We start from the raw sequence: 25,546 nt of genomic DNA on the forward strand, positions 1-25,546 counted from the left end.
CGTTGCTAGGCAGCCTTTTCCCTGGCCTTGCGCGGCAGGTGCGCAACGATGTTCTCGATGATGCGCATGCCGGCATTGTGGCCGAGCGTCATGATCGATTCGGGATGGAACTGAACCGCGGCGATCGGCTCCTTGCGGTGCTCGAAGGCCATGATGATACCGTCCTCGGTCTCGGCGGTGACGACGAAGTCGTCGGGCAGGCGCACCGGATCGGCGAAGATCGAGTGGTAACGGCCGACCGTCACTTCCTTCGGGAGCCCCGAGAAGATGATCCCGGGCTTCGAGACGCGGATGCGCGACGGCTTGCCGTGCATCGGGATGTGCAGTTGCCGGAGCTCCCCGCCATAGGCTTCGGCCAGCGCCTGCAGGCCGAGGCAGACGCCGAAGACCGGCAGCTCGCGGCTCCTCGCCTTCTTGATGGTGGCGGCGCAGTCGAAATCCTTCGGCGTGCCCGGGCCGGGCGAAAGCACGACGAGATCGGGCTTCAGCCGCTCGAACACCTCTTCCGGCACCGGGCTGCGCACGGTGGAGACATTGGCGCCGGTCTGGCGGAAGTAATTGGCTAGCGTGTGGACAAAGCTGTCCTCGTGGTCGACCAGCAGGATGTTGACGCCGTCGCCGACGCGCGCGGTGGTGCGTTCGGCGCCAGCGGCGTTGCCGGTCTTGGCGTCGCGGATGGCGGAGAGCATGGCGGATGCCTTCAGTTCGGTTTCGGCTTCTTCTTCCTCGGGCACGCTGTCGAAGAGCAGCGTGGCGCCGGCACGCACCTCCGCAATGCCGTCCTTGATGCGGATGGTGCGCAGCGTGAGCCCGGTGTTCATGTCGCCGTTGAAGTTGACCATGCCGATCGCGCCGCCGTACCAGGCACGCGGACTCTTCTCGTTCTGCTCGATGAAGCGCATGGCCCAGAGTTTCGGCGCGCCGGTGACGGTGACCGCCCAGGCGTGCGAAAGGAAGGCGTCGAAGGCATCCATGCCTTCGCGCAGCCGGCCCTCGATGTGGTCGACGGTGTGGATCAGGCGCGAATACATCTCGATCTGGCGGCGGCCGATGACGCGCACCGAACCCGGCTCGCAGACGCGCGACTTGTCGTTGCGGTCGACGTCCGAGCACATGGTGAGTTCGGATTCGTCCTTCTTGGAATTGAGCAGCTTGAGGATCTGCTCGCTGTCGGAAATGGCGTCGTCGCCACGCTTGATGGTGCCGGAGATCGGGCAGGTCTCGACGCGGCGGCCATTGACGCGCACGAACATCTCCGGCGAGGCGCCGATCAAATACTCGTTTTCGCCGAGATTGATGAAGAACGAATAGGGCGAGGGGTTGATCGACTTCAGCTTGCGCGAAATGTCGGAGGGCTGGGTCTCGCAGCGCTCGTAGAACATCTGGCCCGGCACGACCTCGAACAGGTCGCCGCGCTTGAAGCTCTCCATCGCCCGGCGCACCAGGCTCGCATATTCGCCCGGCTCATGGTCGCCGCGCGGCGGGATGCGGTCGGCGGTCTTGAACGGCTCGACGGCGGCGTCGCGCGCCAGGCCGTTGGTCGAGAAACCCTCGCCGGAATAGTCGTAGCGGTCGGTCCAGGCCTTGGTCGAATAGTGGTCGACGACCAGGATCTCGTCGGGCAGGAACAGCACCAGGTCGCGCTGGCTCTCTCTGCGTTCGAGCTTGTGGTCGACAGGGTCGAACTGGAAGGCGAGGTCATAGCCGAAGGCGCCGTAGAGGCCGAGATTGGCGTCCTCGCCTGTCCTGAACAGCGCAGTGACGGCGCGCAACACGGTGAAGACCGACGGGACGCGGCTGCGCTCCTCCTCGGTGAAGACGCGGCCTGGCTTGGCGACATCGAGGCGGATAAGCCGCTTCGAAGTCTCGGTGATGGAGACCTCGGCAAGTCCGCTCAGCGCTTTGCCGATCGCCGGCAACAGCACTTCGCCGCGGGCATTCAGCGCCTCGATGCGCATGGCGCGGCCGCGCGCCGAGAACACCAGCGGCGGATCGATGATGGCCGTGTCCCAGCGCGTGTAACGACCCGGATACTCGTAGTTCGAGGAGAAGACCGCGCCACGACGGGAATTCAGGCCGTCGACATAGGCGTCGATCGCGCCTTCATAGGGCTGCTGATGGCGTTCGCGGGTGATCGTCACGCCGCCCGCAGTGACGAAGCGCTCCGCCCCGTTGTCCAGAACTGTTGTCGTCATTGCCGTCTCCATCAGCGTTTTGGGCAACGGACCCGGGAATGGCTTGAAAAAACAAATGGCCGCCCGGACATTCCGCTGCGGCCACCCTCTCTTTACGCACGCGCGTTCGAACTGGCCGCTGTCAGCGAGCCCACCACCAAACGGTCTTGTTCGAACGCATGTTCATGGCGACTCCCATAGCGGCGAACGGGCTGCCGCGCAACTGGATTCAATACAGACGGTGAAGGTAGGGCGCCGTCGAGAACGGCGCTCAGTCTTCCAGCGTGCCGGAGCGCGCATCGCGGCTCCTTTTGTCGCCGGCAAGCTTCAGCAGGTCCTCGCCGGCGCGGATGATGCGGCGCGAACGCCGGGTCAGAATGAATCCAGCCTGCGGGGCGAACACCTCCGTGCGCCCGTCCACCTCGCCGGGTGAATGGACGATTGTGGCCAGCCTGGCGCCCGTCTCGACCCGGTCGCCGGGCTTGACGTCGTAGAGGATCGCGCCGGCCCTGGGAGAGGGCATCATATCGATGTTTTCCAGCGGCACGACGGCTCCTGTGAAGCTGCGGGGGCTGGCGACTGACGGATCATCGATGACGCCGCGCGTCACCAGCAGGCGATAGAGGCCTTGCGCGTCGGAAGCAGCCAACGCGCCGTCGACGTAGAGCATGCCGCGATACTCGACCGTGGTGACGACGCGCCGGTCGAAGCGCGCGACGCTCGCCGGCTGAATCTGGTAGGGCATGATCGAGGCGGCCTCGAAGGTGCCGCTGCTGTCCTCGCTCCACAGCAGCACCGTGTCGACCCCCATGGCGGCCGCGCAATCGGCCATCGCCGGCCACAGGCTGGTGTGGATATAGAGATAGGCAAGGCTTTCGTCATCGCAGTGCAGATCGAGCACGATGTCGTGCCCAAGCGAAAGCTCGAGCAGCCGCGTCTTCAACCGGCGGTCGGCGCCGCCAAGGCTTGCGTCAGGCAGGAGCTTGGCGTCCGGCGCGGCAAGCAGCGGGAAGGGCGCGGTTGAAATTGGTGCGGGTGCCGAGATTGAAGCGGCCTTGGTGCTCGCCGAAATGATACTGGGCTCGGCCGATCGGATTCGCCCATGGCACGACGGTGATCGAACCCCTGATACGGCGCTCGGTCTCAGCCCCGGCAAGCATCGGCATCAGCGCATCGATGGCGACGACGCCCGGCAGTTCGCCGGCATGGAGGGCTGCCTGCAGATAGGCGGTCGGAGCCGCCTTGTCGCTGCCCTCAAAACGGAAGACCGGGAATTCGTAGGCGACGCCTTCGCTGTCGCCGGCGATGCGCTCGATCGTCTTTTGCATGAGGTGCCTCCGATGGAAGGCCAGCGATGCATGTTCGCAGCCGGTTGTCAGTGGTCCAGCGCAAGCCGCGCTGTAGGCGCAATCCGAACCATTTGGCGGTGAGGCAGCGCCGGAGGGGAGAGCAACAGACCTTAGCTCAGACCAGCGGTTTCAGCTCCTGGGCGATGGTCGGCAGAAGCTCGGAGACGTTGGGGTGGATATGCATGGCACGCGCCAGCGTCGAGATCGGCGCCTTGGCATACATCAGATCGAGCACGCAATGGATCGCCTCGTCGCCACCCGGCCCGAGCACCGAGCAGCCGAGGATTTCGCCGGTGTCGGCATCTGCCAGGATCTTCATGAAGCCTTGCGTCTCGCCCTTTTCGATGGCGCGGCCGACACGGGTCATGGGCCGCTGGCCGACCACTGCGCGGCGGCCGGCCTTCCTCACAGCGGCCTCCGTCATGCCGCAGCGGCCGAGCGGCGGATCGATATAGAGCGCATAGGCATCGATGCGGTCGCTCACCTTGCGCGGATCGTTGTCGAGCAGATTTGCGGCGACGATCTCGTAGTCGTTGTAGGAGGTGTGAGTGAAGGCGCCCCTGCCGTTGCAGTCGCCCATTGCCCAAATGCCTGGCACGCTGGTGCGAAGCTGGTCGTCGACGACGATGTAGCCGCGCTTGTCGATCTCGATGCCGGCCTTGTCGAGGCCAAGATCGTCGGTGTTGGGTTTGCGTCCCAGCGCCAGCAGCACATGCGAGCCGACGGCCGGAGGCTTGCCGGCACCGAAGCTTACGGCGATGTCGTTGCCTTGTCTGGCGAAGCCGATGTCATCGGCGCCGACATGGACAGTGATGCCTTCATTTTCGAGGATGGACAGGATGGCGGCCGAGACGTCTTCGTCCTCGCGGACGGTCAGCCGCGGCGCCTTTTCGATCACCGTGACCTTCGAACCGAAACGGCGGAACATCTGCGCGAATTCGAGCGAGATGTAGCTGCCGCCGACGACGACGAGATGGCTGGGCAGTACATCGAGATCCATCATCGAGGAATTGGTGAGATAGGGAATGTCCTTGACGCCGGGCAGTTCGGGCACCGAGGCGCGCCCTCCAGTGTTGAGGAAGATCTTTGGTGCGGTCAGCAGATGCCCGCCGACGCGCACGGTGCTCGCGGATTCGAAGCGGGCGTGACCACGGTAAAGCGTGCAGCCCTTCATCCCGGCGATCCAGCTTTCCAGATTGGCGCGTGCGTCGTTTGTCACCTTGTCCTTGCGCGCCTTGATCCGCTTGAAGTCGACGCCAACAGGACCGGAGAGCGCGACGCCATAGTCAGCGGCGCGGCGGGCAAGATGCGCCGCATAGGCGCTTGCCACCATCGTCTTGGTCGGCATGCAGCCGGTGTTGATGCAAGTGCCGCCGACGAACTTGCGCTCGATCAACGCAACGCTCATGCCGGCAGTGTCAAGCCGGCCGGCGAGAGACGGGCCGGCCTGGCCCGCTCCGATGATGATGGCGTCGAAGCTCCTGGCCGTCATGTGAGGACGGCTACAATCAGCAGGCCGCCGGCGATCGCCACCGCGTCCTCGATGAAGGCGGCGGGCGGATCCCTGCCGAATGCAGCGGCCAAGCGCGCTCGCGCTTCCGCGCCGCCCAGCGTGCCGACCACCGCGCCGATCGCGCCGGCGATCAGGCCGCCGATGGTGGCGCCGGCAGGGGCGCCGATCACGGCTCCGCAGAAGGCACCCACGACGATACGGGCGCCGAATTGCTCCGGCACCTTGCGGCTGGGTGTCGACGGCAATTGATCGGTGATGAGCTCGACAATTCCCAGGATGGTGAAGATGCCTACGGCGATCCAGTGGCCCATGAAACTTGCCCAGCTGTTCGCGACCGGCAGCCAGCCGAGCCAGGCGCCCCAAGCGGTGGCGGCAAGCGCCGTTCCGGCTCGCAGGCCGGCGACGACACCAATCAGCAATGCAAGGATGTAAAGCATGATCGACCCCTCAATTCGCGGATCGTTGCGCGGTCCGGGGACGGCAAGCTAGCATAGGCCGTGCTTCTGGCCACGGCTTTTCCCAGCCAGAGCTGGATGCTCGTCACGATCATTCCTGGAAAACTCTCGCCTGTATTGCAGCGGTGAGATCTTGAGCCGCGCCGCGAAATGCTGGCGCAACGAGGTGGCACTGCCGAAGCCGGCCTCGAAGGCCACGACATCGATCGATTTGTCGGTCTCTTCCAGCAGCCGCTGCGCCAGGCCCACGCGCTGGTCGGCCAGCCACTCACCGAAGCTGGCGCCGATCGACTTCTGGAAGCGGCGCGTGAACGTACGTCGGGTGAGACCGGCGCTGTCAGCCACGCTATCGAGGCTGTGGGCTTGGCCGAGTGTCGTCCGCACCTCGTCGAGGGCCTTGGTGAACCGGTCGGCGTTGGGCGTCGGCGCCAGCGGGCGTTCGATGAACTGAGCCTGTCCGCCCTGCCGGTGCGGCGAAAGCACGACGTGGCGGGCGAGGCGAAGCGCTGCCGCGGCGCCGTAGCGGTCCCGCACGATGTGCAGGCAGCAGTCGAGCCCGGCGGCGACGCCGGCCGAAGTGACGATGTCGCCGTCGTCGACATAGAGAACGTCGGCATCGACAGCGATGTCGGGATGAAGAGCCTGCAACTGGTCGGCATAGGCCCAATGCGTCGTCGCCTTTCGCCCGGCAAGCAGTCCGGCGGCGGCGATCGCGAAGGTGCCGAGGCATAGGCCCACGATCAGCGCGCCGCGCCGATGCGCCTTGCGCAGCGCATGCTTGAGCGGCTCCGCCAAAGGCACATCGAGATCCTTCCAGCTTGGCACGATGACGATATCGGCTTCATCACACGCACAGAGATCGTGTGGGACCGAAATGGTCAAACCGGCGTCGGTATGGATCTGCCCTTTCTCTATCGCGCAGACGCGAAAGTCGAAGCGCGGCAAGCCAAGTTGCGTGCGGTCCGCACCAAAAACCAGGCATGGCACGGAAAGGTGGAAGGCGCTGATGCCGTCAAAGGCGATCGCGGCGATGATCGGATTGCGCAAGTCAGACACCGTGGGAGTGAGGCAAGGCTTGGGATGGAGAAGTGTCCCAATTCTTTTGAATAATGTCAATCGGGCCACTTTCTAGGCCAGCATGTCCAGTCTAGCTTCCGGTCGTCAACCCGGTCGAAAGGAAACCGCCATGTCAGCACCAGCCAGCCAGCCGCGCCGCGCGCTCGTCGTCGTCGACGTCCAGAACGATTATGACGGCGGCAATCTCGCCATCCAGCATCCGCCCTTCGCCGATAGTGTCGCCAACGTGGCGCGCGCCATGGATGCCGCGGCCAGGGCCGGCATCAAGGTCGTCGTCGTCAGGCAGATGGCGCCCGAGACTTCGCCGATCTTCGCCAGCGGCAGCCCTGGCGGGGACCTGCATCCCGAGATCGCCCGGCGTGTCCGCGACCACTATGTCGAAAAGAAGCTGCCCTCAGCTTTCACCGGCACCAACCTGGAAGACTGGCTGCGCGGCAACGGCATCGATACGATCACGGTCGTCGGCTACATGACGCATAATTGCGATCTGTCGACCATCATCCATGCCGTGCATATGGGCTTCTCGGTCGAGTTCCTATCGGACGCGAGCGGTTCGGTGCCCTACGCCAACAGCGCCGGCTACGCGTCGGCCGAGGACATTCATCGCGTGGTGAGTGTCGTGCTGCAATCGCGCTTCGCCGCGGTGCTAAAGACCGCCGAATGGATCGACTGCCTGAAGACCGGCGCCCTCCCGGAACGCGACTCGATCTATGCGTCGAACCAGCGGGCGCTGGCCCGCAACGCGGCGTAGCCGCGGCGCGGAATGCGAAAAGGGCGCCGCGTTGCCGCGGCGCCCTTTGGCAGTCGGGTCAGCCGATCCTAAGTTAGATCTAGAACAGGCCTTCGATCTGGCCGGTCTCGTTGAGGAAGATCTTTTCCGAGGACGGCGCCTTGGGCAGGCCGGGCATGGTCATGACCTCGCCGCAGATGATGACGACGAAACCGGCGCCGGCGGCCAGCCTGACCTCGCGCACCGGCACGGTGTGGCCGGTCGGCGCGCCGCGCAGGTTGGGATCGGTGGAGAAGGAATACTGGGTCTTGGCCATGCACACCGGCAGCTTGCCGTAGCCGGCCTGCTCCCAGGCATGCAGTTGGTCGCGGATCGACTTGTCGGCGATCGCCTCGTCGCCGCGGTAGATGCGCTTGACGATGGTGTTGACCTTCTCGAACAGCGGCATCTCGTCGGGATAGAGCGGCGAGAACTGCGAAGCGCCGGATTCGGCGATCTCGACCACCTTCCTGGCCAGGTCCTCGATGCCGGCCGAGCCCTGCGCCCAGTGCTTGCACAGGATCGCCTCGGCGCCCTGCGCCTTGACGAAGTCCTTCATCGCCTGGACCTCGGCCTCGGTGTCGGTGGTGAAGTGGTTGATCGCCACCACCGCCGGCACGCCGAATTGCTTGACGTTCTCGATGTGGCGGCCGAGGTTGAGGCAGCCCTTCCTGACCGCCTCGATGTTCTCCTTGCCGAGCTCTTCCTTCTTGATGCCGCCATTCATCTTCATGGCCCGCACGGTGGCGACGATGACGGCCGCCGCCGGCTTCAGCCCCGCCTTGCGACACTTGATGTCGAAGAACTTCTCGGCGCCGAGGTCGGCGCCGAAGCCGGCTTCGGTGACGACGTAGTCGGCAAGCTTGAGCGCCGTCGTGGTGGCGACGACCGAGTTGCAGCCATGCGCGATGTTGGCGAACGGGCCGCCATGCACGAAGGCCGGATTGTTCTCCAGCGTCTGCACCAGGTTGGGCTGCATGGCGTCCTTCAAAAGCACCGCCATGGCGCCGTCGGCCTTGAGGTCGCGGGCATAGACCGGCGACTTGTCGCGGCGGTAGGCGACGATGATGTCGCCGAGGCGCTTCTCGAGGTCCTTGAGGTCGGTGGCCAGGCACAGGATCGCCATCACCTCGGAGGCGACGGTGATGTCGAAGCCGGCCTCGCGCGGGTAGCCGTTGGCGACGCCGCCGAGCGAGCAGATGATCTCGCGCAGCGCGCGGTCGTTCATGTCCATGACGCGGCGCCAGGCGACGCGGCGGGTGTCGATGCCGAGCTCGTTGCCCCAGTAGATGTGATTGTCGATCAGCGCCGACAGCAGGTTGTGGGCGGTGGTGATGGCGTGGAAGTCGCCGGTGAAATGCAGGTTCATGTCCTCCATCGGCACCACCTGCGCCAGGCCGCCGCCGGCAGCGCCGCCCTTGACGCCGAAGTTCGGGCCGAGCGAGGCCTCGCGGATGCACACGATCGCCTTCTTGCCGATGCGGTTCAGGCCGTCGCCGAGGCCGACCGTGGTCGTGGTCTTGCCCTCGCCGGCCGGCGTCGGGTTGATCGCGGTGACCAGGATCAGCTTGCCGTCCCGGTTGCCCTTCACCGACTTGATGAACTCGGCCGAGACCTTCGCCTTGTCATGGCCATAGGGCAAAAGATGCTCGTGCGGAATGCCGATCTTGGCGCCGATCTCCTGGATCTGCTTCTTCTTGGCGGCGCGCGCGATCTCGATGTCGGACTTCACTTCGGCCATGACGGCTTTCCTCTGGATTGGGCAGTGGAGGGGAGGGGTTCGATGATTTGTGCATGCTCGAAACGCCGCCCGGACGCAAGGGCATGTTCTAACCCTGTCGCTGTCGCGGCGTCAACTTTCATGCAAATAAGTTTCCTGCAAAGAAAGACGATTGCTGTTGCCGATCGACCTTCGCGGCGTCTTTGGCCCCTGGTCGTTGGGCCGTATAGAAGCCAGAGCGATTGCCGTTCCGCAGTCTCAAAACAGCCGTGCAATGCGCGAAAAGCGACAGAAGCGACGCCGCAAATCCGCCATCGCCCGACGGTCGGCTCTCGCGCTATTGGCTCAGGACATTGCTGATCTCGACCATGTTGGAGCGCACGCGCAGTATGTAGAAGCCCATGGTCGTCAAATGCGTCGGCAGCAGCCAGCCGTCCTCGCGGCCATTGGCGATGATGAGGGGCTGAATGCGCAGCGCCGAGACGAATTGCGAGTCCATCGTGTCCCAAAGGTTCTGCAGGTGCTTTTCCTTGATCACGTCCTCGAAGTCGGCCTGGGCGGCCTTCATCAGCCCGTAATAGGCATAAAGCTGTCCGTAGGCGAACCAGAAGCGGTCGTCGGCGCGGAAATCGAACCAGCCATTATTGTGGTTCTCGGCGCGCTCCTTGAGGATCGCCGATGTCGAGCCGATGTCGCTGGAAATGCGGTCGATATACTGCTTCAGATTGTCTGCGCGGGCATCGAACGTCGCCTGGCAGGCGGCTAACCGGGCATTGAAGGAGCGCAGCTTGCGCACGGCATCGCGGTAGTAGCTCGGCGTCGGCGTTTTGGGGCCGAACGGGTTCAGGCCGAAATACCAGGTTTCCTCATCGAACTGCAGATTGCCGCGCGCGTCCTGCAGGTCTGCGTCGATCTGCGAGGTGGTGCGGACGCGGCCGAGATTGTCGGCAAGCTCGGTCGCGGTGCGGCGCACGGCCTGGTTGATGCCGCGCTGGAAGGAAGCCTTGTTGTCCATCCAGGGGGTATGGTCCCAGTCGACGCCGAACAAGCCGAGCTTGTAGAGGATCATCGAGGAGACCCAGGCATTCTGATTGACATTGAAGTCGGTCAAATCGGCAGCCACCTGGGCGACGGCGGAGTTGCCGCAGGTCTTGGCGGTGTCGGTGCCGGCGCCGGCCGTGACCTGCTCGCCGGCCGAAACGTTGCGCTTCTCGAAGGTGTATTTGTCGGGATAGTTCGGGTCGAAACTGTTCCACCACTGGGTGGCGTAGAAGAAGTTGGCGTAGAGGCCGATCAGCACCAGAAGGGCGAGGCCCACGACGGCCTTCAGGATCCAGCCGCGCTGGCCATACCAGCGGCCCGCCCAGACGAACGGCCACAGGAGGATGCCGATGACGACGCCGATGCCGCGGCCGATCCATTGGAAGATTCGGGTGAAGAAACTCACGATCGGATCAAGCATGGCTCTCGTCACCCCTCAATCAGTCAAGCCGTAAAGGCGCGTCCGGAACGCCGCCTTGTCCTTCAAATATGTGGTTTTCAGAACGTCGACAACATGCGATCGCCAGGCGTCGCTGAAGCCGTCGAAGTCCCGGTAGAAACCAGGTTTGTTGAAGACGTAGCGCGAGACGAAATCCTGCGGCACGAAATCCGAGATCAGCTGGTTGGTCAGCCAGGCATCGGGGTGATCGGGCCTGGCGCGCACGACCAGGAACCGCTGGCGCGGAGGGACGTCCTCGACCTTGAGATGGCCAAACTGGGCGATTTCGCGCTTGGCTGCATTAAGGAAAGGGAAGTTGCCGTCCTGGGTGATCAGGTCTGCATGGCCATGGATCCAGGTCTGCAGCCAGACCTTGTCCACGTTGGTCAGGTTGCGGTTGGGCTCGGCTTCGCGGATCAGCGCCCGGACCACCATCTCGGCGCGGTGCTCGAGGTAACCTGACGCTTCGATCCAGGAGGCGCGGGGCAGGTCGAGGCGGCCGGTTTCGGCGAGGAAGCGGAACACCCTGTCGGCGTCGTTGATCGACAGATAACTCACCTGCCAGGGGCGCGAGCGGCGGAAGCCGGGCGCGGCCGGGTCACTGATGACGGTGGTCAGATCAGGGTCGACGAACACGTAAAGCCCGCCGAAATGGCTGGTCCAGTACGCGTTGTGGCGAAAGATCACCTGGTCGGGGACCAGCGCGTTCTCGCGGATATCACCGCAGACCTTGGCCAAGTCGACCATGCGCTCAAGCATGGCATTGTCGCGCCAGGCATCGGGCTCCTGCTTCAGCCGGTCGACCAGCTTGCCGAGCTCGGCCGCCTTGCCCAGCACATCCTCGGCCGACAGCACCTTGAACTCGACCTGGTTGATCGACAGCAGGTCCTCGATGTCGTTGACCTTGGGAACGGAGTCCTCGATCTCGCCGTAGATGACGTCCTTGATGGTCAGCGCATCGATGGCGCGCCGGTTCTTGGACATGAACTCGAACATCAGCTGCGAGGTGTTGGAGAAGGCGGTGTGCACCACCGGCAGGTCGATCTGCGCCGGCGTCAGGATGATGAAGCGGCGGTTGACCTCGTTGGGATCGAGATAGTCATGGTCGCCGCACTCCTCGGCGATCTCGGGCGAGAAGCCGGTGCGGTCGATCTGGAAGCTCTGCAGCTTGGTGGGCTCAAGGCCGAAGGCGACGAGCGCCTTGTTGTAGCGCTGGATGAGATGCGGTTCGTCGACAGGAAGCAGCCTGCCATAGATCAGCTCGTTGTCGCGCAGAAGGTCGGGTTTTTGGGTGGCGGGCGTGCCCGCCGCCGACGAAGGTCTACGCATCCCACAGGCCCTTCTTCTTCAGCTCGTCCATCTCGCGAGCGGCGCGTTCGCGCAGCCGTGCGTCGCGCAGCAGCTTCTCGACCGCCGCGTCATCGGATTTGTCGGAATAGCGGAATTCGGAATCGGCATAGCGGTTGATCTCCTGCATGACCATCTCCATCGAGAACGGGCCGCGCAGTTCCTCGATCATCGCCTTCTTGTCGTCGTAGCTCTTGTGCATGAAGGCTTCCGGCTTCTCGAACCAGTCGTCTGGCAGCTCGATGTCCATGGCACGCATCTTGATGGCGTCGGTGACGTTCTTGATGGCGCGGCCGGTGAAGCGCGGCTCGGCGTCCTTGATCATGTGCAGATAGGTGCCGATATCGGCCAGCGTCTTCGGCGCGCCGTTCTCCTTCATGTAGCGCTCATAGACCTTCATCAGCCCGTCTTCCTGCGGCTTCTCATGCTCCTCATAGGCCTCGGCCACGGCGCGCTGGATCTCCTGCGCCGCATAGAGCTTGTGATTGCCCAGCGGGATCTTGTGGTTCTTGCCGGCGAGCAGCACGAAAATGTCGATGTAGTCGTCGCGGGTCTGCGGGCCGTCGACCAGCCAGCGGGCGCCGGCGCGCTGGCGCAGCGCGTCGTCGACGTTCTCGGGGTAGTTGGAGAACATGCCGAAGGAGCAATTGCCGCGTACCACCGTCGAGGCGCCCGCAAAGGCGTCCATCAAGACGCCTGTGATCTCTTGCTGGCCGGCCGACGCGCGGTCGTCGGAGCGACGCGCCGCCACCTGGTCGATGTCGTCGATGGTGCCGAAGCCAATGGCGCGCGGATTGAGCACGTTGTTGATGAACTGGCGACAGTTCTGGCCGGATTTGCCCTGGTAGGACGAGATCTGATCGACGCCGAAATTCTCGTAGGCGAAGGGATAGCCGGCGACCTGGCAGTAGCCGTTGACGAGGCCGGCGATCATCTGGATCAGCGTCGTCTTGCCGGTGCCCGGCGCGCCGTCGCCAATGAAGGTGAACAGGAAGCCGCCGAGCTCGACGAAGGGATTGAGCTCGCGCTCGAAGTCATAGGCCATGAGCATCTTGGCGAGCCTGACCGACTGGAATTTGGCGATGTGGTTGCCGACCACTTCTTCCGGCTTCTTGAAGGTCATCACCAGCGGCTTCGATCGCTTGCCGGGCGCCACGTCGAAGCCGTCGAGGGTGAAATCGTCCACGTCGATGCGGATGTGAGCGTTCTCGAACGGCCCGATGCCGTCGAAGCGGCCTTTTCGCGCGAGCAGGCCGTCGATGGCGACGCGGGCAAAGGCGCGCGCCCGCGTCATCAGGTCGGCATCGTCCTTCGAGCCGGCAATCGCCTTGTCGAGGCCAGCCACGATCGACTTCACCGCATCCTGCGGCGTGTCGAAGAGGAAGTCGGGTTCGGGGATGTCGTTCGGCGCTTCGCCGTCGCTGTCGATAAGCTGGAACAGATAGGACGCAAGGCTGAACGCCGAAACATAGGCAGAGGCCGACAGGAGCTTCTTGAAGGTCGCAGCCTCGTCGCCTTCGAGCGGTGCGCGCGCATTCTTCGCCTGCAGGCTTTCGAGGTCGGAACCTTCGGCGAAGACATCCGAGATGGCGAGCGCGATCGCCAGGCCGCGCCGGGCGCGGTAGAGCAGCGTGTGCTGCGGGATGGTCATCAACTGGTCGTCGGGATGCACCGCGGCCACCGTTTTCGACAGCTCGACCTCGCGTGTGCGCCGTACCGAGCCGACCGACACGGTCGAGACGAAACGGCGGTTGGTGCCGGCGAGCACGGTACCGGATTCGCGCGAAGGGTCCTCCAGCACGACAATACGGGTGATGAAGCTCTGCGCCGTGGCGCGGTGTTTCTCGATTGCCGCTTCGGGGATGGTGGTCAGGCCGGTGTCCATGAAGGATGCTCCGCGGTTTGACGGTCACACATCGCTGATGACCTGCCCGTTCGACAGGATGTGGACCTTGTAGCCGGAAAAAATCCGCTGTGCCTCGCCGGCTGCATAGAGCGCCTGGTAGGCCTCGTGCGGGATCAGCGCATGGTTCTCGTAGCTCGAAACGCCCTGTCGCGCGGCTTCGAGATTGTCGGTGTCGATGAAGAATTCCTGTGTCGACTTCTCGCTGGAGAAGAGACCCTTGCGGCCCGGCTTCTCGCCCTTGGAATAGACCTCCTGGATGGTCCAGGTGAGCAGCCAGGCATTCTCGGGCTTGCGCACCTTGGACAGAACCTCGGCCACGGTCGAATTGTTCTCGGTGATGCCGGCGGAATAGAAGGGGCCAAGCACGACGCGCCGGAGTTGCTTGGGATGCAGTGGTTCGAAATCCTTGTCGAGATTGACCGCGATGGTCGCCGGCGACAGGGAATAGGCCGAGTTCTTCTCGGTGAAGTCGTCGAAGCGGTGCGCGAGCTCGGGATTGAGCAGGCCGTCCACAGGAAGCGGAATCTCGACCCGCTCGTTCAGCTTGCCATTGGCATCGACCAGTTGGCGTATCATGCTCTCCGAGGAGTCCTCGACGGTCACCATATAGATCAGCGGCAGGTTGGCGGTGCCGTCGAACGAGGCCCAGTGGACGAGGTAATAGGGCCGCAAGGTCTTGGGGTTGACCGAGACCTTCGCCGTCTGCGCAAGAATGAACGGGCCGAAGGTCGCCTCGCTCTTGACATCCTCAAGGTAGAGGCGCTCGGCCATCGACCTCTGCAGCGCTTCCGGAAATTCCTTGTGGCGCAGGATGAAGTCGGCCATCTCGTCGCGCAACTCGCCGGCCAGCGGGATATTGGCAAGTCGCGCATCGGCCTGGCGGCGATCGTTCTCCAGTTCAAGCAGGTTCTGGAAGACGGGATAGCCGCTGTCGGCACGCGAAATCCGGAACGTGTCCATGAAGCCGAGCCGGTTGCGCCAGCAGGCGAAGGATTTGTCCAGACGGGCGATGTATTCGGCGACGATCCTGGCCACGATGCCATGCCGGTAGAGCGGCGAGCGGTCGTCGCGCATGAACACTTCCAGCCCGCTCAGCGCCGCCGTGATGGCGGAGAAATAGCGTGCCGCCGCTTCGTTTTCAGGGGTCATTTCGCTGCCCTGGAAAAGACTGCGGGCGCGCCGCCTATTGCTGCACGTAGTTCGCCGAATTGTGCTTCTTCATCACCTCGTCGAAGCGGCGGGCGAAGGCATCGTCAGCCAGCTTCTTGCGGCGCTGGATGTCGGCGCTCGCCACCATGTTCTTCTCATGCATCTCGAGCAGGTCGCCGATGTGCTTCTGCGAGGCGGCGCCGATGCCGGCCATCGTCTCTTCGGCCGTGTTGTCGACCTGGCTGCCCAGCGTGTTGATCTTGTGGGCCACGTCCTGCTGGGCGGCCGTCTTCAGCGAATCTTCCAGCGCCTTGTAGAGGACGATGCGCTGCTCGGTATCGATGGTCAGCTTGTTGATCAGCGTCGACTGCGCCGCGATCTGATTGTTCAGCGAGTCCACGAAGGTCTGGAACATCGAGGTATATCGCTCCAGCGTCTGGCTCTCGGCGAGCAGCTCCTGCTCCTTGGCCTGTTTCTCGTTGTATTCGGTCGCCATTTTCGAGCGCTCGCCTTCGAGCTGGGTGCGATCTTTCTGGCTGGTGGAAGCGGCGATCTTGTTCTCGATGTCGAGCAGCATCGGATTCAACTCCTCGATGCGCTTCTGAACCGCCTCGAGGTTGGCCATGGTCGCCTTGCGGCGTTCGATAACCTGCGACAGGCTGGCCTCCGACGTCTTGTAGCGCTGGTCGAGGATCTGCTTCTGGGCTTTCAGGATGCCGACGATGGTGTCGGATTTGGCGAGCAGTTCCTGCAGGTTGCCGGCTAGCGACATGTTGCGTACGCGGTCCGTGCGCATGCGCTGCTTGCTCTGCTCCGAGAAGACACCGACGAAGTTTTCCCAGCCGGTATAGTTCTTCATGCTCTCGAATTCGGCGCCGAAGACATTGGTGGCGTCCTCAAGCCCGATGATCAGGTCGGCAATGTTGCCTTCCATGATCTTCTGCTGCTTCACCACGTCTTCGATGCGGGCGTTCTCGATGTCGAAATTGGCGTCGCCGATCTTCTTGTCGGCCTGGGCGAGTGTATCGAGCACTGTCCCGGACTGCTCGATCTTGGTGCGCATGTCATCGACGACCTGCTTGGTCTTGGCAATCTCGGCATCGAAATTCTGCAATGTCGCCATAGGGGCCTCCCGCTTCGGCATCCGGTTTCGTGTCGCACGTGGCGGCGAATATATGTGGCGCCTCAGGCGATTGAAAGAAGGAAGACAAGGAGGCGCGTCAAAACAAAAGAATTGCTCAGGCCCTTGAAAGACAAGGCAAGCATGCCAATGGCGCCAGTAGTGCGCGTCGCCTTCGTCCGGCTTTAGCTGATATGACTTAACTTCCTGTTTTTACGGCGCCTTAGTCCGCTTGAGGCATACCATCGAATTGTCGCCGAAATGATCGCTTCAAACATGGCCGATGCCAGCCTCTTGGCGCTGCTCACGGTTTCGGGTCGGCCTCGAGATAGGCGATCACATTGGCGATGTCTTCGTCGCTGGTCAGTCCGCTGAAGCCCATCTTGTTGCCGGGAACCTTCTGCTTGGGCGCCTTGAGATACTCGGCTAGGTTGGCTTCGTCCCAAACGAGCCCGGCCGCGCCAGCCTCCTTCATGGCCTGCGAATAGTGGCTGGCGAAGCTTTCCGCCGAGCCGGCCTTGCGCCCGACGACGCCCATCAGATGCGGGCCGACCCTGTCGCGGTCGGTCGCCGCCTCGTGGCAAGCGATGCAGCGATTGAAGACCTTCTTGCCGAGCGCCGCGTCGCCACCCGCATGCGCGGCAAGACCGCCGGCAAGCAGGAAGATGACGGCAGACGAAATGGCGCGAAGCATGGCTGATCCCGAAGAATTCTGGCTCTCGGCCTTATACGGCCGAAGCCTTAACAAACGCTACGCTCGCGATGGCGGCGCGATCTCTGCGGATCAGGCGCATGCACTCGGGCCGACACGGGCGTGGCGGTTGATCGCGCTGGCGACGCTTGGCATGCGGCTCGGCTGGCGATTTATGCGACGTGACGCGGCCGATCCGCTCAACGCTTCATGAAGCCGATGAAATCGTCGGGCAAGGTGCGGCCCATCTCTTCTTCCCAGTGCCGGCGGCAGAGCGAGACGTAGACGTCCTTGCCGATTGCCACCTGCTCGCCCTGTCGCGCAACCTTGCCGTCGGGGCCGAGGCGCACCACCATCGTCGCCTTGCGGCCGCAGCGACAGATGGTGCGCACTTCGCGCAGCTCGTCGGCGATGGCGAGCAGCGCGCGCGAGCCGGAAAACAGCTTGCCCTGGAAGTCCGTGCGCAGGCCATAGCACATGACCGGAATGTTAAGTCGGTCGGCGATGCGGGCAAGCTGCCAGACCTGCTCTTCCTCGAGGAACTGCGCTTCGTCGACGAAGATGCAATGGACGTTCTGGTGCTGGTGATGCTCGGCGACACGGGCATAGAGATCGTCGCCGTCGCGAAACATCTCCGCTTCGGCCTCGAGGCCGATGCGCGACGAGATCAGCCCGCTGTCACCTTTGCGATAGTGGCCGGCGACGAACAGCATCGTCGTCATGCCGCGCTCGCGATAATTGTAGGACGCCTGCAGGAGCATCGTCGTCTTGCCGGCGTTCATCGTCGCGTAGTGGAAATACAGCTTTGCCATGGCTGTCCTTTTAAGACGACTTGCCGAGCGGCGGGGAGGGGGCGGCTGCACCGTCCACCAAAAAAGCGACACCTATCGGAAAAGCGACGGCATGTCGCTGAATGGCCAGCGCGCGGCGTTCATCGTGATGTGGCACCGCTTGAAACCACTTCAAAATGATGTTTGGCTGACGAAACAAGGCGGCGCAAGAACCGTGAATTCGCATCGCCTAAGAATCGCAATGGGAGAAAAGTTGATGTCGCGTATGAAATCTTTCGTCGCCGGGCTCGGCCTGGCGGCGCTTCTGTCTACGACCGCTGCTTACGCGGGCGATCCGGCGAGTTGCAAGGCCGTGCGGCTGTCGGATGTCGGCTGGACCGACATCCAGGCCACGACCGGTCTGGCGTCGGTGCTGCTCACCGCGCTCGGCTACGAGCCGCAGGTGATCCAGCTTTCGGTGCCGGTGACCTATGCTTCGCTGAAGAACAAGGACCTCGACGTCTTCCTCGGCAACTGGATGCCGTCGATGACCAACGACATCAAGGACTATACTGCTGACGGTTCGGTCGAAACCATCAGCCAGAACCTCGCTGGCGCCGGTTACGGCATCGTCGTGCCGACCTATGTCGCGGATGCCGGCGTCAAGACGCTGACCGACCTCGGCAAGTTCAAGGACAAGTTCGGCGGCAAGATCTACGGCATCGAGGCCGGCAATGACGGCAACCGCATCATCCTCGACATGATCAAGAACCCGAAGGACAATCTGGAAGGCTTCGAACTGGTGGAATCCTCGGAGGCCGGCATGCTGACGCAGGCCGAGCAGTCGATGAAGAACAATGAATGGATCGCCTTCCTCGGCTGGACGCCGCATCCCGTCATGGGGGCCATGAAGATCACCTACCTCGACGGCATGGGCGACAGCGGCTTCGGCGCCGCGACCGTCTCGACCAACGTGCGCAAGGGCTACACCACCGAGTGTCCGAACGTCGGCAAATTCATCGCCAATCTCAAGTTCAATCTCGACATGGAAGGCGAAATGATGGACGCCATCCTCAAGGGTGGCGATGCCAACACCGTCGCGACGGACTGGCTGAAGAAGCATCCGGATGCAGTGACGCCCTGGATCGCCGGCGTCACCACCTTCGACGGCGGCGACGCCGCCGCCGCGGTCAAGACCGCGCTCGGGGGCTGAGCCGGCTTTGAGGTCGGCATGATCGAATGAAGGGCAGCCACTGGAAAAGGCTGCCCTTTTTCATATGCTGTGAGACTGTCCGGCAAGGACAGCGAAGATCAATGAGGGGAAGATGGATCCAATTTCGAAATTTCTGGTCGCCTACAAAATCCCCATAGGTCCGTGGGGAAAGGCTTTCTTCGGGTTTCTCACCGACAATTTCGACACCATCTTCAGGGCTTTTTCCAACGGCCTGAATTTCCTGCTCGACGGTCTGGTCGACATTCTGCTCCTGGTGCCGCCGGTGCTCCTGGCGCTGGTCATAGCCGTCATCGCCTGGTTCCTGCAGCGCTCGCGGCCGCTGGCCATCGCGGTCTTCATCGGCCTTCTCTTCATCATCAACCAGAACCTATGGAAGCAGACGGTGCAAACGCTGGTGCTGGTGGTAGCGGCGGCTGCCATGGCCATGGCGATCGGCGTGCCGCTCGGCATCTGGGCGGCGCATAAGCCGAAGGTCTATCGCTTCATGCTGCCTGTGCTGGACTTGATGCAGACGCTGCCGACCTTCGTCTACCTGATCCCGGTGCTGACCCTGTTCGGCCTTGGCAATGCGCCCGGCCTGATCGTCACCATCATCTTCGTCATCCCGACCGCCGTCAGACTTACCCATCTGGGCGTCGTCTCGGTGCCGAAGGCGATCATCGAGGCCGGCGAATCCTTTGGCGCCACCAAGAGCCAGCTTTTATGGAAGGTTGAATTGCCCTCGGCGCTGCCCACCATCATGGCGGGACTGACACAGTCGATCATGCTGTCACTGTCGATGGTGGTGTTTGCCGCGCTCATCGGCGCCGGCGGCCTCGGCACTGAAATCAACCGCGCGCTCGGCTCGCGCCGCATCGATCTCGGACTTGAAGCCGGCCTCGCCATCGTCGTGCTCGCTATCGTGCTCGACCGCATGACCCGCATCGGCGTTGGAGGCAAGAAATGACCGTCGCCGTTGATTTCAAGAATGTCGATATCGTCTTCGGCGCCGACCAGGCTGGGTCGCTGGCGCTGATCGATCAAGGGGCCAGCCGCGCCGAGATCCTCGAAAAGACCGGCAATGTGCTGGGCTGCGCGGGTGCAAGCCTCACCGTGCATGAAGGCGAGATCTCGGTGCTGATGGGCCTGTCGGGCTCCGGCAAGTCGACGCTGCTCCGGGCCGTCAATCGGCTCAATGTCGTGTCGCGCGGGCAGGTGCTGGTCAAGGACGGCGACCGCACCGTCGACGTCGTGACGTGCGACGAAGCGACGTTGCGGCGGTTGCGGCAGAAGCAGGTCGCGATGGTGTTCCAGCAGTTCGGTCTGCTGCCATGGCGCACCGTGGAGGAAAATGTCGGCTTCGGCCTCGAGCTTGCCGGCGTGCCGGAAGCCGAGCGCAAGGAGCGGGTCAGAAAGCAGCTTCAGCTCGTCAACCTCGACCAGTGGTCGAAGAAATACGCGCATGAGCTTTCGGGCGGCATGCAGCAGCGTGTCGGTCTTGCTCGGGCCTTCGCCACCGAGGCGCCGATCCTTTTGATGGACGAGCCGTTCTCGGCGCTCGATCCGCTGATCCGCACCAAGCTGCAGGACGAGCTTCTGCAGCTTCAGGCGGAGCTGAAGAAGACCATCATCTTCGTCAGCCACGACCTCGAGGAGGCGCTGAAGATCGGCAGCCACATCACAATCATGGAGGGCGGTCGGATCGTCCAGACCGGTGCGCCCGAAGACATCGTGCTCAGGCCCGCCAACGACTACGTCCGGGACTTCATCGCCAATGTGAATCCGCTTTCGGTGCTGACAGCTTGGAACGTGATGCGCGACCGGCGGGATCTCGAACAAGGCGAGAATGGCTGGGTGTGGCTCGACCGCCGCAAGACGACGCGCTTCAAGATCGATGAGCATGGGCTGGTGACGGCGGCCGAACGCCACGGAAAGCCTGCGGTTTGGGTGTCCTGCGCCGATGTCGAGAGGCAGCCGGACGAAGGCGGTCAAGTGTTCTGGGCCAATCCCGGCACGTCTCTGAAGACGGTGATGCTGGCCATGCACCGGTCGCAGACAGCGCCGGTGGCGCTGTTCGACGAGCAGTCGCGCTTCGTCGGCGCGATCGGCGTCCGGGACGTGCTGAGCGCGGTCTTACGGCGCTAGAAAGCGCGTCGTGCCGAGCGGAGTGAGGCGACGCGCGTTGGTGCTTGCATGTCGCCAGAACCGCTGCACACTTGTGGGCGACTGCATGAAGCCTCAGCCTTTAGGCCTAGCATGGGGTGTTCCGCTGGCGGGCATCCCATGCTTGTCTTATGCTGCCGGGGAGCCGATCTAGGCCGGCAGCCGCAAGGGGGCGTGGATGATCTTCCGTCAGCTCTTCGATTCCGTTTCGGGCACCTATTCCTACCTGCTCGCCAGCCGCCGCGGCGGCGAGGCGCTGATCATCGATCCGGTGCTGGAAAAGGTCGAGCGCTACCTGCAACTGGTCAACGAGCTCGATCTCAGGCTGGTCAAGGCGGTGGACACGCATCTCCATGCCGATCACATCACCGGTCTCGGCGCGTTGCGCGACAAGACGCATTGCGTCACCGTCATGGGCGAGCAGACCAAGGCGGACGTGGTGTCAATGCGGCTTGCCGACGGCGACAAGCTGGCCATCGAGGGGCTGGCGCTGGACGTCATCTACACGCCTGGCCATACCGACGATTCCTACAGCTTCATCCTGCCGGACCGCGTCTTCACCGGCGATACGCTGCTCATTCGCGGTACCGGGCGCACCGATTTCCAGAACGGCGATCCGCGGCAGCAGTATGAGTCGATCTTCGGCCGCCTGCTCAAGCTGCCGGACGAGACGCTGATCTTCCCGGCGCACGACTACAAGGGGGAGACCGTGTCGACCATCGGCGAGGAGAAAGCTTTCAACCCGCGCCTGCAGGTGAAATCGGTCGACGAATATGTCGAGATCATGAACAATCTGAAGCTTTCCAACCCGAAGATGATGGATGTCGCGGTGCCGGCCAATATGAGGGTCGGGCTGCACCAGGACGACATCGCCAGTCGCGGCTGGTCGGTGACCGCCGAAGAGGCGCTGGCGCTGGTCGGACGGCCCGATGTGGCGCTGATCGACCTGCGCGAGCAGACCGAGCGCGAGCGCCACGGCGTCATTCCGGGCGCGATCCATCTGCCCTATGCGCGGCTGCAGGAAAACATCACCCCGGGCGGCATGCTGCACGAGCTGGCAAAATCGACGACCAAGCAGATCCTGTTCTATTGCGCCTTCGGCGAACGCTCGGCGATGGCCGTGCAGGCGGCCCAGGACGTCGGCATTGCCAGCGCCCGCCACATCCAGGGCGGCATCGATGCGTGGAGGAAGGCGAGCGGACCGCTCATGCGCTAGGCGTGCCGATGTTCAGGTGATGCCGGCGTTGCCGGTGGATCAATGCAATCCGATGAGCTTGGCGCCATTGCGGAACAGGGCTTGGCCGTCACGATCGAAGCGGAAGGTGGCGATGAAATCGTCGGCCCGGTAATCCGGCAAGGTGTTGCGGATCGCGGCGGCAAACTTCCGCGCCTCGTCCAGTCGCCCGGCCAGAGCCAGGCAATGCGCGGCGATGGCCAGGATAATGACATGGGCATTGGGCCGGGCTGCCGCCTTCAGGGCCCATTCCGAGGCCTGCTCGAATTCGCCCAGCCGCGCATGGGCCATGGCGCGCGCGCCCATCATGCCGAACAGCAGCGGATCGAACGGGCTGAGATGGCGCGAGTGGTCGGATGAGCCGATCGCCGATTGCGGGTCGCCGGACTGCGAGTGCACGAAGGACAATGCATAATGGCCGAGCGCGAAGTTCGGGCTGAGGTCGACGGCCTTCGACAGCTCGAGCAAAGACCCGTCCCCGTCGCCGCGCATCCATAGCGCCCGGCCCATGGCCCAGTGCGCGGCCGGGTTGCGGTCGTCGACGAGAAGGCTTTGGCCGGCGCTTTCAAAGGCAAGGGCCGCCTCCCGGTCGCGATCGCCCCAGCGCTGGAAGGCGTTCTGCCAATGGGTGAAGGAAAGCCCGGCATAGGCGCGGGCGAAGGTGGGGTCGAGCTTCAGCGCTTCGTTGAAGAACTGCTGCGCCAGTTCGTTCTCCTGGCGGGTGAAGCGGTACATGTGCCAGAGGCCGCGATGATAGGCCTCCCAGGCATTGAGCGAGTTGGGCGCCTTCAGCATCGCGCGATTGCGCTCGACCATCGCGATCTCGGCCGCGATCGAGGAGACGATGCTGTTGCCGATGCCCTCGATGACGGTGAAGATTTCATCCGGCCTGTGCTCGAAGGTCTCGGTCCAGACAATTCTGGCCGTGCGCACTTCGACGAGCTCGACCGCGACCATGACGCGGCCGGACAGGCTGCGGACCGAGCCCGTCGCAACATAGTCGACATTGAGCCTGCGCCCGGCGTCTTCGGGTGCGATGTCCTTCTCGGCGAGCGCAAAGACCGAGCCGCGGGCGATGACGAAGAAATCCCGAAGCTTGGCGAGGCGCGTGATGATGTCGTGCGTCAGGCCGTCGGCCAGCCCACCGCGGAAAGTGCCGATGCCGGCGGCTTCCGCAAACGGCATCACCGCCAGCGAGGCCCGGCGCGTCGCAGCCGGTTCGGAATCGGCCGCAACGATCGGCGGTTGCGGAGCCAGGAACGGCAGCCCGGATCGGGCGCAGGGCGTCGCGCTGAGGTTGCGGGCCCTGATCTCCTGCCATGCCTCGCGCAACGGGGTGAAATCCAGCTCTTCCGAGTGGAACAGCTCCGCCGCGGTGGCAAGGTGCTCCTCGCCGGCGCCGATCTGTCCGCGCCGTGCGAGACTTTCCAGCAGCGCGACATGCGCGCGCCCGTCGAACGGCGCCAGCTCCAGCCATTTGTCCAGATAGACGCCTGCTTCATCGGCGCCCTGCGGGAGAAGACCGATGATGTGCTCCAGAACGGCGACGTGGCATGAGCTGAAACGGCGGCGTTGAGCGGTCAGCCAGCTGGTGAAATGCGGGCTTCGATCGAGCTCCAGCCCGTCGAGGAAATCGCCGGCAAAAAGTTGCTCGAGCGCCCGCAGGCGTTCGAGGCTGAGCGTATCGATACCTTCCGTCGCCGCGGCGGCCGCTTCGAGGGCATCGACATGCAAATCGACGAGGCGAAGCGCCACCGTGTCGCCTTCGGTCTCGATCCTGTGGCGGCCCGGCTCGTCCAAGGCGCCGCGAAGCTTGCTCAGGCACCAGCGAAGCTCGCCGCGCGGATCGTTGGGCACATCCCAGAGAAGTTCGCAAAGCCGGCTGCGGCTGACCGGGTGTGGCGCGAGCGCCAGATAGGCAAGCAATGCGCGCAGCTTGCGCGAGGAAGGCAGCGTGACGGGCGCGCCGCCACGAGCAATCGCCAGTTGCCCAAGCAGTCGTACGGACAGGCCGGCGACGGTGTCGTTCAGGCTCGATCGGGTGGATTCCACGTATGTTTCCACGCTCTCTCCAACGCTCACCAGTTGGTCCATGTTCTATCACCAAAGACGACAGGAAGCATCCGGCAGCCCCATTCCGTGCCGGAATGCCGCCGTTGCCGCATCCGCGGCAGGTCGAGCAACCCTAGCGCGGCAACGTGTCGAAACCGCGCCGCCGAAGCCGCCGGTTTGTAACCGGCATGTGAGATATCGAGGAGAGAAGCCCATGCTGCAGAAGTTAAAAATCAGGACCACTGCCGGTCGCGGCCGGCTGTTCGACAGCATTCTGGACACGGTCGGCGACACGCCGGTGATCCGTATCAACAATCTCGGCCCGGCCCATGCGACGATCTATGTCAAGGCCGAGTTCTTCAATCCGGCGGCCTCCGTGAAGGACCGGCTGGCGCTCAACATCATCGAGGAAGGCGAGCGCAGCGGCAAGCTGAAGCCCGGCCAGACCGTGGTCGAGGCGACGAGCGGCAACACCGGCATCGGGCTCGCCATGGTTTGCGCGCAAAAGGGCTATCCGCTGGTGGTGACGATGGCCGACAGCTTCTCCGTCGAACGCCGCAAGCTGATGCGCATGCTCGGCGCCAAGGTGGTGCTGACGCCGCGCGCCCAGAAGGGTTTCGGGATGTACAAGAAGGCGGTCGAGCTCGCCGAAGCCAATGGCTGGTTCCTGGCCCGCCAGTTCGAAACCGAAGCCAATGCCGCTATCCACGAGGCGACGACGGCGCGCGAGATCATCAACGATTTCGCGGGCTCCAGGCTGGACGTGCTGGTCACCGGCTACGGCACCGGCGGCACGGTGGCCGGCGTCGGCCGCGTGCTGCGCCGCGAGCGACCGGAGGTCAAGATCGTGCTGGCCGAACCGGCCAACGCGCAGCTGATCGGCAGCGGCAAAGGGCAGGAGCGCGGCGCCGGCGGCGCGCCGGCGGCGAGCCACCCGGCTTTCGAGCCGCATCCGATCCAGGGCTGGACGCCGGACTTCATTCCCAACGTGCTGCAGGAGGCGATCGACAAGCGCTACTATGACGAGGTGGTGCCGATTGCGGGTCCCGAAGGCATCAAATGGGCGAAGGCGCTGGCGCAGCAGGAAGGCATCTTCACCGGCATCTCAGGCGGTGCCACCTTCGCCGTGGCGCGCCAGATCGCCGGAACTGCGCCGGCCGGGTCGGTGATCCTGTGCATGCTGCCCGACACCGGCGAGCGCTACATGTCGACGCCGCTTTTCGACGGCATCGAGGCCGAGATGGATGCGGAGGAAACGGCGCTGTCGCGGTCGACGCCGAGCTGCCAGTTCGACGCCTGAAGCCAAGTCGCGGCGCCATTCGTTTTCGGGTGGCGCCGCCGTGATTGGTTGCACATCGGCCGAT

General features: G+C 63.8%; 20 protein-coding genes and 1 pseudogene. 7 read left to right on the top strand and 14 right to left on the bottom strand.

The features are described 5' to 3' along the window. Positions 1 to 5: 5 nt before the first annotated feature. From EJ074_RS23765 to EJ074_RS23785, 5 genes and pseudogenes are all read right to left on the bottom strand, one after another. On the bottom strand, positions 6 to 2,195 hold the full coding sequence (locus tag EJ074_RS23765; RefSeq protein ID WP_095809366.1) for an anthranilate synthase: 2,190 nt from the start codon (positions 2,193 to 2,195) through the stop codon (positions 6 to 8). A 250-nt stretch (positions 2,196 to 2,445) separates the two neighbouring features. Continuing rightward, a pseudogene (locus EJ074_RS23770) lies at positions 2,446 to 3,502 on the bottom strand (succinylglutamate desuccinylase/aspartoacylase family protein). Between the two features lie 136 nt (positions 3,503 to 3,638). After that, entirely contained in the window at positions 3,639 to 5,015 is a 1,377-nt protein-coding gene (locus EJ074_RS23775) for an FAD-containing oxidoreductase (RefSeq protein ID WP_095809357.1), read from the bottom strand. Further along, positions 5,012 to 5,473, bottom strand: a complete 462-nt coding sequence (locus tag EJ074_RS23780; RefSeq protein WP_095809358.1) for a DUF4126 domain-containing protein — start codon at positions 5,471 to 5,473, stop codon at positions 5,012 to 5,014. The genes EJ074_RS23775 and EJ074_RS23780 overlap by 4 nt, the downstream gene beginning before the upstream one ends. 48 nt (positions 5,474 to 5,521) lie before the next feature. After that, a complete protein-coding gene (locus EJ074_RS23785; protein ID WP_095809359.1) occupies positions 5,522 to 6,538 on the bottom strand; it encodes a helix-turn-helix domain-containing protein in 1,017 nt (338 codons plus the stop codon). Between the two features lie 139 nt (positions 6,539 to 6,677). Between EJ074_RS23785 and EJ074_RS23790 the strand changes: the two genes are divergently transcribed. Then, on the top strand, positions 6,678 to 7,319 hold the full coding sequence (locus EJ074_RS23790; RefSeq protein ID WP_095809360.1) for a cysteine hydrolase family protein: 642 nt from the start codon (positions 6,678 to 6,680) through the stop codon (positions 7,317 to 7,319). A 79-nt stretch (positions 7,320 to 7,398) separates the two neighbouring features. On the opposite strand, the gene EJ074_RS23795 is transcribed toward EJ074_RS23790, so the two are convergent. The 7 genes from EJ074_RS23795 to EJ074_RS23825 form a co-directional block, all read right to left on the bottom strand. Beyond that, positions 7,399 to 9,078: a formate--tetrahydrofolate ligase gene (locus tag EJ074_RS23795; protein WP_129553832.1), complete on the bottom strand. Its 1,680-nt coding sequence runs from the start codon at positions 9,076 to 9,078 to the stop codon at positions 7,399 to 7,401. A gap of 316 nt (positions 9,079 to 9,394) precedes the next feature. After that, positions 9,395 to 10,519, bottom strand: a complete 1,125-nt coding sequence (locus EJ074_RS23800) for a DUF2333 family protein (protein WP_129553833.1) — start codon at positions 10,517 to 10,519, stop codon at positions 9,395 to 9,397. 15 nt (positions 10,520 to 10,534) lie between these two features. Then, the gene (locus EJ074_RS23805; RefSeq protein ID WP_095807022.1) at positions 10,535 to 11,866 is read right to left on the bottom strand and encodes a DUF6638 family protein; all 1,332 of its coding nucleotides are present in this window, start codon (positions 11,864 to 11,866) and stop codon (positions 10,535 to 10,537) included. Beyond that, positions 11,859 to 13,769, bottom strand: a complete 1,911-nt coding sequence (locus tag EJ074_RS23810) for an AAA family ATPase (RefSeq protein WP_095807021.1) — start codon at positions 13,767 to 13,769, stop codon at positions 11,859 to 11,861. The genes EJ074_RS23805 and EJ074_RS23810 overlap by 8 nt, the downstream gene beginning before the upstream one ends. 24 nt (positions 13,770 to 13,793) lie before the next feature. Continuing rightward, a complete protein-coding gene (locus tag EJ074_RS23815) occupies positions 13,794 to 14,939 on the bottom strand; it encodes a hypothetical protein (RefSeq protein WP_095807020.1) in 1,146 nt (381 codons plus the stop codon). A 34-nt stretch (positions 14,940 to 14,973) separates the two neighbouring features. After that, complete coding sequence (locus EJ074_RS23820) at positions 14,974 to 16,062, bottom strand: hypothetical protein (protein WP_095807019.1); 1,089 nt, start codon at positions 16,060 to 16,062, stop codon at positions 14,974 to 14,976. A gap of 301 nt (positions 16,063 to 16,363) precedes the next feature. Further along, positions 16,364 to 16,753, bottom strand: a complete 390-nt coding sequence (locus EJ074_RS23825; RefSeq protein ID WP_095807018.1) for a cytochrome c family protein — start codon at positions 16,751 to 16,753, stop codon at positions 16,364 to 16,366. Between EJ074_RS23825 and EJ074_RS23830 the strand changes: the two genes are divergently transcribed. Then, on the top strand, positions 16,752 to 16,964 hold the full coding sequence (locus EJ074_RS23830) for a hypothetical protein (RefSeq protein ID WP_129553834.1): 213 nt from the start codon (positions 16,752 to 16,754) through the stop codon (positions 16,962 to 16,964). The genes EJ074_RS23825 and EJ074_RS23830 overlap by 2 nt on opposite strands. On the opposite strand, the gene EJ074_RS23835 is transcribed toward EJ074_RS23830, so the two are convergent. Next, positions 16,951 to 17,562 (bottom strand): thymidine kinase, encoded by a 612-nt coding sequence (locus EJ074_RS23835; protein WP_095807017.1) that lies wholly within the window; start codon positions 17,560 to 17,562, stop codon positions 16,951 to 16,953. The genes EJ074_RS23830 and EJ074_RS23835 overlap by 14 nt on opposite strands. A 235-nt stretch (positions 17,563 to 17,797) precedes the next feature. Here EJ074_RS23835 and EJ074_RS23840 point away from each other — a divergent pair, with 235 nt between their 5' ends. The 4 genes from EJ074_RS23840 (at position 17,798) to EJ074_RS23855 (ending at position 22,112) form a co-directional block, all read left to right on the top strand. After that, complete coding sequence (locus EJ074_RS23840) at positions 17,798 to 18,733, top strand: choline ABC transporter substrate-binding protein (protein ID WP_095807016.1); 936 nt, start codon at positions 17,798 to 17,800, stop codon at positions 18,731 to 18,733. A gap of 112 nt (positions 18,734 to 18,845) precedes the next feature. Beyond that, positions 18,846 to 19,700, top strand: coding sequence for a choline ABC transporter permease subunit (gene choW, locus EJ074_RS23845; RefSeq protein ID WP_095807015.1), 855 nt, complete (start codon positions 18,846 to 18,848; stop codon positions 19,698 to 19,700). Then, positions 19,697 to 20,878 (top strand): choline ABC transporter ATP-binding protein, encoded by a 1,182-nt coding sequence (gene choV, locus EJ074_RS23850; RefSeq protein ID WP_095807014.1) that lies wholly within the window; start codon positions 19,697 to 19,699, stop codon positions 20,876 to 20,878. The genes choW and choV overlap by 4 nt, the downstream gene beginning before the upstream one ends. A 196-nt stretch (positions 20,879 to 21,074) precedes the next feature. After that, positions 21,075 to 22,112 (top strand): MBL fold metallo-hydrolase, encoded by a 1,038-nt coding sequence (locus tag EJ074_RS23855; protein ID WP_095807013.1) that lies wholly within the window; start codon positions 21,075 to 21,077, stop codon positions 22,110 to 22,112. A 39-nt stretch (positions 22,113 to 22,151) separates the two neighbouring features. Here EJ074_RS23855 and EJ074_RS23860 read toward each other — a convergent pair whose 3' ends face one another. Beyond that, positions 22,152 to 24,224, bottom strand: a complete 2,073-nt coding sequence (locus EJ074_RS23860; protein ID WP_129553835.1) for a transcriptional regulator — start codon at positions 24,222 to 24,224, stop codon at positions 22,152 to 22,154. A gap of 172 nt (positions 24,225 to 24,396) precedes the next feature. On the opposite strand from EJ074_RS23860, the gene EJ074_RS23865 reads away from it, so the two are divergent. Then, on the top strand, positions 24,397 to 25,482 hold the full coding sequence (locus EJ074_RS23865; RefSeq protein WP_095807012.1) for a pyridoxal-phosphate dependent enzyme: 1,086 nt from the start codon (positions 24,397 to 24,399) through the stop codon (positions 25,480 to 25,482). The last annotated feature ends 64 nt before the right edge of the window (positions 25,483 to 25,546 follow it).

It is taken from the genome of Mesorhizobium sp. M3A.F.Ca.ET.080.04.2.1, assembly GCF_003952525.1.
Taxonomy (GTDB): Bacteria; Pseudomonadota; Alphaproteobacteria; order Rhizobiales; family Rhizobiaceae; genus Mesorhizobium.

Coding starts and splice junctions, on each gene's coding strand:
- EJ074_RS23820 (WP_095807019.1), bottom strand. CDS start 16,062: ATGGCGACATTGCAGAATTTCGATGCCGAGATTGCCAAGACCAAGCAG.
- EJ074_RS23815 (WP_095807020.1), bottom strand. CDS start 14,939: ATGACCCCTGAAAACGAAGCGGCGGCACGCTATTTCTCCGCCATCACG.
- EJ074_RS23800 (WP_129553833.1), bottom strand. CDS start 10,519: ATGCTTGATCCGATCGTGAGTTTCTTCACCCGAATCTTCCAATGGATC.
- EJ074_RS23825 (WP_095807018.1), bottom strand. CDS start 16,753: ATGCTTCGCGCCATTTCGTCTGCCGTCATCTTCCTGCTTGCCGGCGGT.
- EJ074_RS23840 (WP_095807016.1), top strand. CDS start 17,798: ATGTCGCGTATGAAATCTTTCGTCGCCGGGCTCGGCCTGGCGGCGCTT.
- EJ074_RS23765 (WP_095809366.1), bottom strand. CDS start 2,195: ATGACGACAACAGTTCTGGACAACGGGGCGGAGCGCTTCGTCACTGCG.
- EJ074_RS23795 (WP_129553832.1), bottom strand. CDS start 9,078: ATGGCCGAAGTGAAGTCCGACATCGAGATCGCGCGCGCCGCCAAGAAG.
- EJ074_RS23835 (WP_095807017.1), bottom strand. CDS start 17,562: ATGGCAAAGCTGTATTTCCACTACGCGACGATGAACGCCGGCAAGACG.
- EJ074_RS23810 (WP_095807021.1), bottom strand. CDS start 13,769: ATGGACACCGGCCTGACCACCATCCCCGAAGCGGCAATCGAGAAACAC.
- EJ074_RS23865 (WP_095807012.1), top strand. CDS start 24,397: ATGCTGCAGAAGTTAAAAATCAGGACCACTGCCGGTCGCGGCCGGCTG.
- choV (WP_095807014.1), top strand. CDS start 19,697: ATGACCGTCGCCGTTGATTTCAAGAATGTCGATATCGTCTTCGGCGCC.
- EJ074_RS23860 (WP_129553835.1), bottom strand. CDS start 24,224: ATGGACCAACTGGTGAGCGTTGGAGAGAGCGTGGAAACATACGTGGAA.
- EJ074_RS23805 (WP_095807022.1), bottom strand. CDS start 11,866: ATGCGTAGACCTTCGTCGGCGGCGGGCACGCCCGCCACCCAAAAACCC.
- EJ074_RS23775 (WP_095809357.1), bottom strand. CDS start 5,015: ATGACGGCCAGGAGCTTCGACGCCATCATCATCGGAGCGGGCCAGGCC.
- EJ074_RS23855 (WP_095807013.1), top strand. CDS start 21,075: ATGATCTTCCGTCAGCTCTTCGATTCCGTTTCGGGCACCTATTCCTAC.
- EJ074_RS23790 (WP_095809360.1), top strand. CDS start 6,678: ATGTCAGCACCAGCCAGCCAGCCGCGCCGCGCGCTCGTCGTCGTCGAC.
- EJ074_RS23830 (WP_129553834.1), top strand. CDS start 16,752: ATGGCTGATCCCGAAGAATTCTGGCTCTCGGCCTTATACGGCCGAAGC.
- EJ074_RS23780 (WP_095809358.1), bottom strand. CDS start 5,473: ATGCTTTACATCCTTGCATTGCTGATTGGTGTCGTCGCCGGCCTGCGA.
- choW (WP_095807015.1), top strand. CDS start 18,846: ATGGATCCAATTTCGAAATTTCTGGTCGCCTACAAAATCCCCATAGGT.